Below are 12,225 nucleotides of genomic sequence, written 5' to 3'. Positions count from 1 at the left end.
ATCTGCTTAGCGTATAGCGAATTCGAGTGTTGACTAGCAAATAGTTCATATTTGAATATTGGATCAATCTCTCGACTTAACTCGGGGAATAGGATATCCGCCTTCAGGCTAGGGCAGCGTATCCGCCGAGGAAAACAATGACTAAAGACCTTGACTATGACGGCGAACGTTATTTACAGGCTAACGATGGAGATTTCCGCATTGAGCGTCTACATCGATATCATCTGGCGAAACATGCTGTCAGAGGCAAAGATATTTTGGATTTGGGAAGCGGTGATGGGGCTGGAACCGCACTTTTAGCGGAAATTTGCCGGTCGGCGGTTGGTGTGGAAGCTTCAAACGAAGCAGTGCTTCATGCTCGCACAAAGTATAACGCTGAAAACATTTCCTTCAGAGTCGGATCGTGGATTGATATTCCCGCGTCTCCCACGTCTGTGGATGTTATTGTCTGTTTTAGAACGTTAGAAAATGTCAAGGATCATGAACGTTTTATACAGGAGGTAAAGCGTGTTTTGCGTTCTGACGGGGTATTGCTTGTCTTCAAGCCCGAGGAGAAAGGTGGCGCAACGGCTGGACCGGTTAGTTCTCTCCTATCGAATGAACTATTCAATCGACATTTCCGCGAAGTGTTGGAAGGCGATTTCGATCACATGTCAATTTACCGCCAAAGAGTCAGTTTTGACTCGATCCTGACGTCGGAAAGCCACGTTCCACCTTCATTTGATTCGATAGCCCAGAATGCCGCAACTAACAATGGAGTCATGGCGCCTATTGATTTGCCAACCACAACTTGGGATCTTCCAGATGAGAACACCAGCGCGAGCGAGGTTGTCTCGCAAGGTGTCAAATCGACTGAAACGGTTCTGAGGCATTTAGAGTTGGAAAAGGCCCAGTGGTCTGATGCTCTGATGAGGGACATCGATCATATTTCGGGACAGGTGGACGCACTTCAGCGAAGTAATTGGATGAGCAACGCTTCGTTGGGAAAACTATTGAAGCGACTTATTTATGCTAGAATTCTTTATGCGTTATCAAATTTTAAAGTCTTTGATGCGCGTCGGCGAAAAAGATTTTTGAAGTCTGCCGAGAAACGTGATCCCATGTTGTTATCCCGCAAGGTAGATCAATTTTGCGTCGAATATTATCGGAAGATAACGGCGAATAAAATAATCGCTGACAGCCGATCGAATATCAAAGCGCGTAGTGGAGTAACGGTAACTGCGATTGTGCCGAATTTCAACCATGCACGATATCTCCCGCAGCGTCTAGATAGTATCTTGGCTCAGACATATCCGCTAATCGATATTCTTGTGCTCGATGACTGTTCCAGCGACGATAGCAGGCTGATCATCGACTCCTACGTCAAGCGATTTCCAGAGCGAATTAAAGCCATCTATAATACTGTAAACTCCGCAAATGTTTTTCACCAATGGCAAAAAGGGCATTCTCAGGCAAAGGGTGACCTCATTTGGATCTGCGAAAGTGACGATTTCTGCGAGCCGACATTTATCGAGCGGACGATAAATACATTTAGAGATCCCAGCGTAATGTTGGCCTTCGGTCGGACTCAGTTTGTAAATGAGGAGGGCGACTACTTTGCGGGGCTGGACCAATACCGAGAAGAAAGCGAGCCTGGCATTTGGGATGGTCGTACGGTCCGTCCGGCCGCGCAATGGTTTCGCGGCGGCTTCGGTGTGAAGAATGTGATTGCAAACGTTGGCGGTAGTTTATGGCGTCGTTCCGATATTCCGAATGAAGTTTGGGAAAAAGCGCGAAGTTTTAAAATCATGGGAGATTGGTATCTTTATTCCGTTATAGCCGCCGGTGGTCAAATAGCTTACGAGCCGAGCGCAGTGAGCTATTTCCGTATTCATCGGAGCAATACCTCAGGTAAGAGCGCGCAATCTAAACCGGAATATTATAGAGAATATAGCCGCCTGATGACGAGCTTAAAGGAACGTTGGGATATTGCCGACGACACCCTCGATCGCTTTATCGAAGTTTGCCGTAGGGTTGCGAGGGGGGCGGGAATTGTCGGGGTGCACTTCGATGCGATGCTAAATGAACCTGCTCTACGCGCCGTGCAGCGAAAGAACATTCATGTTCTTATTGGGATTTTAGGTTTTTCTTTCGGGGGTGGGGAGATATTCCCGATACACCTCGCAAATGCGCTTCGCCGTAAAGGCGCTATGGTTTCGATACTCCAGATACATGATGCCGACGACCATCCGGAAGTCCGGGGAATGCTGAATGCAGGCATTCCAGTGTATACTGTAAACGCGGTACGTGATGTGGGAGTCGATAACTTCATCGAAAATGCAGGCATATCGATCGTGCATTCACATGTTGCGAATGTTGAAGGATTTTTGTTGAGGCGCGATGATATTTCCGTTCCATATATAACGACTTTGCACGGCTCGTACGAAGCGATGGATGTTGGAACAAAGAGGATCGCGCGATGGAGCAAAAAGATCGACAGATTTGCGTATACTGCCGATCGGAATCTGGAGCCATTTAATAATATACAGGTCCCAAAAAACAAATTTCTGAAAATAAAAAATGCTATGCCTATCGATATGGCGGCATTTCCAAGTACTCGTGCACAATTAGGTGTAGGCGAAGATGCAGTTGTCTTTTCGCTAGTTGCAAGAGGACGTGAAGGGAAGGGCTGGTCTGAAGCGGTGAAAGCCTATCTGCTTCTACGGCAAAAACGGCCTGATATACCTATGGCCCTGCTTATGGTTGGAGACGGTCCCGAAACGGAGGCAGCAAAGCAATTGGCGCTTTCGGATCCAACGATCCATTTTCTTGGCTTTGTGAAGGAGATTCACGGACTGTACCGGATGAGCGATGTTGCTCTAATCCCAACGCGCTTTCCAGGAGAATCTTATCCTCTTTGCCTAATACAGGCGCTGCAGGTTGGTGTGCCATGCGTCGCTACCGACATCGGCGAGATTAAAGCCATGTCCCGGGTGGGTGACAAACAGGCTGGGATCATCATCGCTAATGAAAGTGATGATGATCGGTTCATAGCCCACCTAACGGTTGCAATGGAGAATATTCTCGATGGCGCGGTCCGTGAAGTACTTCGGGAAAATGCCGGGATATTGGGAAAGTCGTATGATATAGATGTGTTGGCGAGTGAGTATCTAGATGAGTATAACTCGATTATAAGTCGCCGCCGTTCCGCAGCCGAAATGAGGTGATAGGCTTTTTATGAAGATATTGGTTCTCGGCGGCGGTGGGTTCATCGGCTACCATCTTGTCGAAGATTTGGTGGTCGCGGGACACGAGGTGAAGGTGCTGGGAAGAAGCCGTCTTCCTGTTCGTCCGCTGCCGGCAGGTGTGCAGTATGTTTCGGGAGAGTTGGCTGATAGCCAGCTGATGCGCGAGCTTCTGGTGGATGTCGGCGCCGTGGCGCATCTTGTCAGCGGGACGGTGCCGTCCACGGGAGATAAGGACCCCGGCAAGGATGTTGAGCTTAATCTTCTCGGAACCCTGAGCCTCCTCGAGGATATGGCAGCATGCAATGTAACCCGCATTCTCTACCTATCGTCGGGTGGAACTGTCTACGGCAAGCCGCAGGAGGTCCCAATTCCGGAGGGGCATATACTCGATCCGATATGTTCGTATGGCGTAGTGAAGGTTGCGATAGAGTCCTATCTTAAACTCTATGAGATCAAGGCCGGTATACGGCCTGTTGTGATCCGAGCCTCCAATCCTTACGGTCTCTATCAGGGTAACCTGGGCGTCCAAGGCATAATAGGCACATATCTCAACCTTGCCCTGAAGCACCAGCCCATCGAAATATGGGGAGATGGCTCCACGATTCGCGACTATATTCACGTCAAAGACCTTAGCAGCCTATGCGTCACCGCGCTTCTCAGTGACAGGGTCGGCGTCTACAACGGGGGTAGCGGAACTGGGACTTCCGTCCTCCACATCGCGGAAATCGTACAGGAGATTACGGGTAATCCCATTCCAATAGTCTATAAGCCTCATCGAAGCCTCGACGTTCCAGTATCCGTTCTCGACATAGAGCGGGCAAAGATGGATTTTGACTGGGAGCCAAAGATAGGTTTGAGAGAGGGGATTGCCGGCGTCTGGTCATGGCTGAAGGAACATGAATAGCGATTGCTATTACGCACTCGTTCGCTTCATGGTTGACGTTTGATAGATTCGACTGCGCCCTTGAGAAAGCCGGCGGCCTTGGCCCGCCGGCGCGCTGAGAATAAAGCGCTGGGCGACATGATCAGCGCGAAGGCTTGAACGAAAGTCGAAAGTCTTGGAAGCGGCCGCCGGTGCTTGATACCGGTATAAATTCTCGATTGCGCCATATGAAACGCCTTGAGCCGAGCGATTTCGGGAGAACGGCCTGACGAATGCCCAGCCGCATGGGAAACAAGGGCATCGCGTGCAAATACGAGTTGCCCTAATTTTGCAAGGCGCAACGATAGGTCATCATCTTCGTGATAAAGAAAGATAGCTGGGTCAAAGCCATCAACCGCGTCGAATTTTTGTCTTGAAACAAAAAAAGCGGCCCCGCTCAAAACGGGAACGACGGTATCGACTGCGGGCCAGCCCTTTTTCATGTAGCGGCGGCGTGGCAATAACCAGGACCGCCGCTTGAAATATTCACTTCCGTCCGAGTTGGAAATTCTTGGATTAAATGCAACGCCCGACGGGTGACGATCAATGGCCTCCAGCAAGGCTTCAATCGCGCCTGCGGTCAATCGGGCGTCAGGGTTTAAAAACAGGATCCAAGGTGTCTGCGCCACCGCCGCGCCTGCATTGCAGCCGCGACCGAAGCCCTGATTGTCCTCCAACTGAACAATCCTGATTTTTCTGCCGGCAGGGAGGTTCGCAAAACTATTCGTTTTTCCGTTGTCGACGAGTACTATTGGTGTTTCCTCAGGCACCGTCGCGATCATCTCCGCTATGAGCGCATCACTCTTGTAGCAAACAGAGATCACCGTTACGTCCGAGAGTGACAAACTAGGCATTTTGACTCCAGAGACCAGGCGCACGATCCTGCCTCAACTTGGCAACCTTTGATGAGTTGCTGTAGCGGAAGGTGTTAATGCGGTTTTGTTCAACTCGAAGCGGAGGCATATGACAGCGCACTTACGAGGAAGCGAGTCTCCTTAGATATACGCCATAATCACCTTTACCGGCATTTTCTGCGAGTGCTGAGAATTCGGATCTCGTGATGAAGCCTTTGCTCAGAGCAATCTCTTCCGGGCATGCAATCTTGAAGCCCTGCCGCTTTTCAAGCGTCCGCACAAACTCGCCCGCCTCGAGAAGACTGTCCGGTGTGCCGGTATCAAGCCAGGCGTAACCGCGTCCCATGATGGATACTTTCAGCTTGCCGCGCTCGAGATAGGTCCGATTGACGTCCGTAATCTCGTATTCGCCGCGTGGCGATGGTTTGAGATTGGCGGCGATGTCGACAACATCGGCATCGTAAAAATAAAGACCCGTGACCGCCCAGTTGGATTTGGGTTTTGCCGGCTTTTCCTCGATGGAGAGCGCGCGCATTTCGCTATCGAAATCGACCACGCCATAACGTTCGGGATCGTTCACATGATAGGCGAAGACGGTAGCACCGTCGCTAACGCTCGTACCGGCCTGCAAAAGTTCCGGTAATCCGTGGCCGTAATAGATGTTGTCACCCAGGATGAGGCAGGATGGTGAACCCGCCACGAAATCGGCGCCGATCATATACGCCTGCGCCAGCCCATCCGGGCTTGGCTGGACCGCATATTCAATGGAAAGACCCCATTTTGAACCATCACCCAAAAGGGACTGGAAAAGCGGCATGTCATGGGGGGTCGAGATAATCAAAATCTCGCGAATGCCGGCCAACATCAGCGTGGTCAGTGGATAATAGATCATCGGCTTGTCGTAGACCGGCAGGATCTGCTTCGAGACCGCCAATGTCATCGGATGCAGGCGTGTGCCGCTGCCACCGGCCAGAATGATGCCCTTCATGGCTTTTCCTTTTTGCTCTGCGCAAGAGCGGTGACCACCGCGCGCGTTGATGTTTGCCAGCTCGGCAGCTTTATACCGTAAACCTCTTCAAGCTTGCTGCAATCAAGCCGCGAGTTTGCCGGACGCCGGGCCGGGGTAGGGTATTGTGCAGTCGTGATGTCGTTGACGATCATCGACTTTCCACCGTGTTCTTCCGCGAATGCGAATATTTGTTTCGCGAAATTCGCCCAGTTCGTTTCACCTGATCCAGACAGATGAAACACCCCACGAAGAGGGGCCGAGGCATCTTCCACGAGCTTTCTTGCGATTGTTACCACCGCGGCAGCGATATCGTTGGCCGAAGTAGGGCATCCGAACTGGTCCGCAACCACATTGATCTCGTCGCGGTTCTCGCTCAGCCTCAGCATGGTCTTCACGAAGTTGTTGCCATATTCCGAATAGACCCATGCGGTCCGCAGAACCACGTAATTGTCGGTAGCCTCCGAAACGGCTCGTTCGCCTTCGAGCTTCGAGCGGCCGTAGACGGAAGTAGGGCCTGTCGGATCGCTTTCGACATAAGCGGTGTCCTTGGCGCCGTCGAAAACATAATCCGTAGAAAGATGAATGACGGGAATGCCGAGGTCACTTGCCGCTTGCGCGACAGCCCTTGCTCCATCCCGGTTAACGGCAAAAGCGATGTCAGGCTCGCTTTCTGCCTTGTCGACGGCAGTATAGGCCGCAGCCGATACCACGGCATCGGGTTTTACCTCGCGTAGCGCCTTCAGAACAGTTTCAGGCTGCGCAAGGTCGAGTTCCGGCCGACCGAGAGCCACGATCTCCAGCTCGGCGCTCGCCAGTGCTAGAAGGGCGCTGACGACCTGACCATTTTTGCCTGTAACTGCCAGCCGCATTAACTCAGCCCTTCGTCAGAACGCCAAGGCGTTCTCCGGCGTAAACTCCCTCGCGAAGCGGCTGCCACCACCACGCATTGTCGAGATACCATTCCACCGTCTTGCGGATACCGGTGGCGAAGTTTTCCTGGGCTTTCCAGCCGAGTTCGGTTTCGAGCTTCGTCGCGTCAATGGCGTAGCGCGCATCGTGACCAGGGCGATCCGTCACATATTTGATGAGCTCGGCATAGGGTTTGGATTGCGGGCGCAGCTCATCGAGAATGGAGCAGATGCAGTTCACCACATCGATATTCTTCTGTTCGTTTCTGCCGCCGACGTTGTACTTCTCGCCGGCAAGACCTTTCTGGACGATAAGCCACAGGGCGCGGGCATGATCCTCCACATAAAGCCAGTCGCGGATGTTCGCGCCGTTGCCATAGACCGGCAGCGGTTTGCCTTCCAGCGCGTTGAGAATGATCAGCGGAATGAGCTTTTCCGGAAAGTGGAAGGGGCCGTAATTGTTGGAGCAGTTGGAAATGACGACCGGAAGGCCGTAGGTGCGCTGCCAGGCCGTGGCCAGATGATCGCTTGCGGCTTTCGAAGCGGAGTAAGGCGATGAGGGATCGTAAGGGGTTGTTTCTTCAAACAAACCGTCATCGCCGAGAGAGCCGTAAACCTCATCGGTTGAAACATGCAGCATACGGAAATTCGCCTTGGCGTCTTCCGCAAGGTCGCTCCAATATTGGCGTGCCGCCTCCAGCATCGTGAAAGTGCCGTTGATATTGGTTTGAATAAAATCAGCAGCGCCGGTTATGGAGCGGTCGACATGGCTCTCGGCGGCCAGATGCATCACGTAATCCGGCTGGAATGTCGCGAATGCCTCATTCATCGCCACCCGGTCGCATATGTCGGCCTGGAGAAAGCGGTGGTTAGGCGCATTTTCAATGGGCTTGAGGGAAGCCAGGTTCCCTGCATATGTCAGCTTGTCTACGGTGAGAACATCCGCGCCAACCTCGCTCACGAGATAACGTACGAGGGCTGAGCCGATAAATCCGGCGCCGCCGGTAACTAGAACGCGCATCATCAGTTTCCAGTTTTTTGGTAGGTGAAATATTCAGGCAATTCGGACAGAAGAGGCTGCTTTGTATCCTTGTCGGAAAGGATGCAGCCTTCCTGCTTCGGCCAGTTGATGCCTATGGCAGGATCATCCCACTTAACACCGCGGTCACTGGCTGCGCTGTAAGGGGCCGTCACCTTGTATGCGATGACCGTATCGTCCGCGAGCGTCATGAAGCCGTGGGCAAACCCCGCCGGAACCCACAACTGTTCGCCATTTTCGGGTGACAGCTCGACAGCGGCCCATTGCCCGAAAGTGGGCGATCCTGTTCTGATGTCGACAGCGACATCCAGCAGCCGCCCACGAATGCAGCGAACGAGCTTGCCCTGTGCAAACGGCTCTGTCTGGAAATGAAGCCCACGTACAGTGCCGGCTTGAGCAGACAGGGATTCATTGTCCTGTACGAACTCCACATCCGATACATTTTCGCGAAACCAGTCCTTCTTGAAAACCTCGCTGAAGTAACCCCGGCTGTCCCCGAAACGAGCTGGAGTTATCTTTTTCAAGCCTGGTATCGAGAATGCTTCTACTTGCACTATGCGGATCCTGTCTGGTCTGCCTACTCTGAGGTGATATGACTTTATCGGCAGGGACAGTCAATAACGCTTTATTGACCGCCCACACAAGAGAGATCGAATTTCGGCCGAACAGCAGGCGAAAGGCGTGTGCCAATGCCAGTTTTCATACTTTAATGATCGACGGCAGGGAAACGCCCTGAAGCCGAGCCTGCCGAAATTGTCCGGCGGGCCGAAACGAGGGAGAGATCGAGTATGGATCAGGCCTTCGGTTTCGTTCGGTCGTGCGGTTTGAAAGTTGTGATTACCGGTAGCCTTACTTCCACATGGCCCGCATCCGCGCACCCACATCGATGCGGATCTGCTGCGCGCTGCGCTCGGAAGCGGCAGCCGACACCAATGGCCAGGTCGCCGTTTCGAAAAATTGCAGCAAGGTCGCCGGGATGAAGCGGGTTCTTGCAGCGTAAACATGCCTGTCTCCCTGCTGGCTCTGGCCGCCGGTGAAGAAGCGTTGCGGCGTGATCAGCGCGAGGCTGTCCTTGGCGCGCGTCATGGCGACATAAAGCAGCCGGCGTTCTTCCTCCAGTTCCTGCGTGGTGCCGACCCCGAGATCGGAGGGGATGCAGCCGTCAACCACATTCAGGATGAAGACGGAGCGCCACTCCTGGCCTTTGGCCGAATGGATGGTCGAGAGGCTGAGATAATCCTCGTCAAGCAGCGGCACGCCGGCCTGATCGCTGGTGGCGTCCGGTGGATCGAGCGTCAGCTCGGTCAGAAAGCGCTCGCGTGAGGGGTAGCCGCCGGCGATCTGCTCGAGCTGGAGCAAATCGGTCTTGCGGGTGTCCGCATCCTCATGGATGCGTTCCAGATGCGGTTCGTACCACAGTCGCGCCTGCCCGATCTGGCCCGGCCAGTCGTTCGGCGCCTGTCGCAGGCCCGCCAGCATTTGCGTGAAGGCCACCCAGTCATCGCCGGTCTTCGGCGGCGGCGGAATTTCGGCAAGGGCAAGCAGCGGCTCGGGGTCTGTCGCAATCGTATCGAGAATATTGCCGGCCTTCTTCGGCCCGATGCCTGGCAGCATCTGCAGCAGCCGGAAACCGGCGACACGGTCGCGCGGGTTCTGCGCAAAGCGCAGCACGGCCAGCATGTCCTTCACATGGGCGCTGTCGAGAAATTTAAGGCCGCCGAATTTGACGAAGGGGATGTTGCGGCGGGTCAGTTCCACTTCAAGCGGCCCGCTATGGCTGGAGGTGCGGAACAGCACGGCCTGCTGTTTCAGCGTCATGCCGGTTTCGCGGTTGGCGAGAATCTGGTCGATGATGAAATTCGCCTGTTCGGTTTCGTCCTTCACTGTCACGAGTTTCGGACGCTCCAGCGACTGCCGCTCGGTCCAGAGGTTCTTGGTGAACCGCTCGCGCGCCAGATCGATGACGCCGTTGGCGGCCGCAAGGATCGGCTGCGTCGAGCGATAGTTGCGGTCAAGCGTGATGATGTCGGCCGCCGGGCTGAAGGAAGCCGGAAAATCGAGGATGTTTCGCACCGTCGCCGCCCGGAAGGAATAGATCGACTGCGCATCGTCACCCACCACGGTCAACCCGCGACCGCCGGGTTTGAGCGCCATCAGCACCGAGGCCTGCAGGCGGTTGGTATCCTGATATTCGTCGACCATCACATGGTCGAAGCGGTTGCCGATATCGTCCGCCAGAACGGGATCGCTCACCATCTGCGCCCAGTAAAGCAGGAGATCGTCGTAATCGAGCACGTTCTGGACCTGCTTTGCCTCCACATAGGCTGCAAACAGTTCCTTGAGTTCGCTCTCCCAGTTGGCGACCCAGGGATAGTGCTGGCGCAATATCTCCTTGAGCGGGGTCTGGGAATTCACCACACGCGAATAGATCGCGAGACACGTACCCTTTGTCGGAAAACGGCTTTCCGTTTTGGAAAAACCCAACTCGTGCCGGGAAAGGTTCATCAGGTCGGCGCTATCTTCGCGGTCGTGGATGGTGAAATCGATGTTGAGCCCGATCTGTTCGGCATAGATGCGCAACAGGCGCGCGCCAATGCCGTGAAACGTGCCGGACCAGGCGAGCGCGTCGGTCATGATTGCAGAATTCGCCCCGATAACGTGTTTGCAGATACGCTCGACCCGCCGCGACATTTCCGTGGCGGCGCGTCTGGAAAACGTCATCAGCAGGATGCGGCGGGGATCGGCGCCGTTCACGATCAGATGGGCGACACGGTGGGCGAGCGTGTTTGTCTTGCCCGAACCCGCGCCGGCGATGATCAGCAAAGGCCCGGCCGTATGCCCGTCAGCGAGCCCAACGCCATGCTCGACCGCCCTGCGTTGCTGTTCGTTGAGCTTTTCCAGATAGGCAACCGCCATGCCAGCAATCCTTTAGATAACCTGCCTGTCCCCACGGATGAGAACCCTGTTCAGAGATGGCAGTCGTCGCGAAGCTCCGGCCACTGTCTGCTCGTTGTTGGAATGATTAGCAAAGACTCAAACAGCAATCCAGAACAAATGCTGAACGCGCCGTTGCGTGGTGTGAGGGGGCTGTCAGATACAGATTATCGCTTGACTCGGCGTCCCAAAATAATGCTAATGCGCATTAGCAGCTAATACGTATTAGCAAATATCGAATGTCGGGGAGGGCATCGGTTGACTACTCACAGACGTCTCACCCAAAACGATATCGCCAAGCTCGCCGGCGTCAGTCAGGCAACCGTGTCGCTTGTTTTGAACGGTGCGCCGGCAGCGATCGCCCGCATCCCGGAGGAGACCCGGGAAAGGGTGCAGGCCGTCATTCGCCAGACAGGTTATGTCGCCGATCCGATTGCGCGGCGAATGGCTAAAGGGCTGAACCGCATCCTTGGCGTGTTCACCTATGAGCCGGCATTCCCAAGTGCGCAGGCTGACTTCTTCACGCCGTTTCTGCTCGGTATCGAAGAAGAGGCACAGCAGCAGGCTTACGATCTTCTGCTGCTGACCAGCGCCGGTGTCGGCGATAACCGCAAGATATTTTCGGAAGGCAACAGGCTTCGGATTGCGGACGGCTGTCTGGTTCTCGGTCGCGAGTTCGATCGCAAGGAACTCGCGAGACTGGTTTCGGAAGACTATCCCTTCGTCGCGATCGGCCGGCGTGAAGATGCCGGTGGGCCGGTTCCCTATGTCGGCGGTGACTATGCCGCGGGCACGCGTCAGCTCGTCGAAGATGCCATCGCGCTGGGACACACCAAGCTTGCCTATATCGGCCCGCATGGTCCGGCAGAATCGATTGCCGATCGCTGGCAAGGTTTCAGCGCGGCGCTGGGAGACGCGGCCACGCTCGCCCTGCATATCAAGGCGGTCAACCGCTCGGCTGAGAAAATACTCGATGCGATCCTCGAGAGCGGGGCCACAGTGGCCTTCTTCATAGAATTGGCCGATGCCGTGCGCGTCGAGGCGCTGGCGCGGGCGAGGGGGCTTGTGGTGCCTGACGCTTTTTCAATGATCGTACTCGGCAGCCATATCAGGGCCGCCCGCAGCCCGGTGCGCTTCACCTCCTATGAAATTCCCCGCGAGGAGATGGGGCGGCAGGCGACCGCGATGCTGGTCAACCGCATCGAGACCGGCAGCGCCGGTGGGCAGATCCTTCTCAAATGTGAACCCGTCAAGGGAGAAACGCTGGGGCCGGTCCCAACCGGTTCGGCAAACAAGTCCTCAGTCAAGAAAACGGATGTGACGTCGTGAAAG

The 12,225-nt window shown here is 54.7% G+C and carries 9 protein-coding genes; 3 read left to right on the top strand and 6 right to left on the bottom strand.

The window, feature by feature from the left end; all coding sequences use genetic code 11:
• The first annotated feature begins 137 nt into the window (after positions 1 to 137).
• On the top strand, positions 138 to 3,206 hold the full coding sequence (locus BS627_RS12025) for a glycosyltransferase (RefSeq protein ID WP_077983467.1): 3,069 nt from the start codon (positions 138 to 140) through the stop codon (positions 3,204 to 3,206).
• Between the two features lie 10 nt (positions 3,207 to 3,216).
• A complete protein-coding gene (locus tag BS627_RS12020; protein WP_077983466.1) occupies positions 3,217 to 4,131 on the top strand; it encodes an NAD-dependent epimerase/dehydratase family protein in 915 nt (304 codons plus the stop codon).
• A 26-nt stretch (positions 4,132 to 4,157) separates the two neighbouring features.
• Here BS627_RS12020 and BS627_RS12015 read toward each other — a convergent pair whose 3' ends face one another.
• The 6 genes from BS627_RS12015 to BS627_RS11990 form a co-directional block, all read right to left on the bottom strand.
• Positions 4,158 to 5,003, bottom strand: coding sequence for a glycosyltransferase family 2 protein (locus BS627_RS12015; protein WP_077983465.1), 846 nt, complete (start codon positions 5,001 to 5,003; stop codon positions 4,158 to 4,160).
• Positions 5,004 to 5,124: 121 nt separating this feature from the next.
• Positions 5,125 to 5,991: a glucose-1-phosphate thymidylyltransferase RfbA gene (gene rfbA, locus BS627_RS12010; protein ID WP_077983464.1), complete on the bottom strand. Its 867-nt coding sequence runs from the start codon at positions 5,989 to 5,991 to the stop codon at positions 5,125 to 5,127.
• Positions 5,988 to 6,881 (bottom strand): dTDP-4-dehydrorhamnose reductase, encoded by an 894-nt coding sequence (gene rfbD / locus BS627_RS12005; RefSeq protein WP_077983463.1) that lies wholly within the window; start codon positions 6,879 to 6,881, stop codon positions 5,988 to 5,990. Before rfbD ends, rfbA begins: the two co-directional genes overlap by 4 nt.
• Before the next feature lie 4 nt (positions 6,882 to 6,885).
• The gene (gene rfbB, locus BS627_RS12000; protein ID WP_077983494.1) at positions 6,886 to 7,941 is read right to left on the bottom strand and encodes a dTDP-glucose 4,6-dehydratase; all 1,056 of its coding nucleotides are present in this window, start codon (positions 7,939 to 7,941) and stop codon (positions 6,886 to 6,888) included.
• A gap of 2 nt (positions 7,942 to 7,943) precedes the next feature.
• Positions 7,944 to 8,513, bottom strand: a complete 570-nt coding sequence (gene rfbC / locus BS627_RS11995) for a dTDP-4-dehydrorhamnose 3,5-epimerase (protein ID WP_077983462.1) — start codon at positions 8,511 to 8,513, stop codon at positions 7,944 to 7,946.
• A gap of 295 nt (positions 8,514 to 8,808) precedes the next feature.
• Positions 8,809 to 10,875: an ATP-dependent helicase gene (locus BS627_RS11990; protein ID WP_077983461.1), complete on the bottom strand. Its 2,067-nt coding sequence runs from the start codon at positions 10,873 to 10,875 to the stop codon at positions 8,809 to 8,811.
• A gap of 276 nt (positions 10,876 to 11,151) precedes the next feature.
• Between BS627_RS11990 and BS627_RS11985 the strand changes: the two genes are divergently transcribed.
• On the top strand, positions 11,152 to 12,222 hold the full coding sequence (locus BS627_RS11985) for a LacI family DNA-binding transcriptional regulator (RefSeq protein ID WP_077983460.1): 1,071 nt from the start codon (positions 11,152 to 11,154) through the stop codon (positions 12,220 to 12,222).
• Positions 12,223 to 12,225 lie beyond the last annotated feature (3 nt).

Source organism: Agrobacterium salinitolerans (assembly GCF_002008225.1).
In the GTDB taxonomy this organism is placed as follows: domain Bacteria; phylum Pseudomonadota; class Alphaproteobacteria; order Rhizobiales; family Rhizobiaceae; genus Agrobacterium; species Agrobacterium salinitolerans.
The sequence above is the reverse complement of the archived record's forward strand: the minus strand, read 5'-3'. Positions and strand labels throughout refer to the sequence as shown.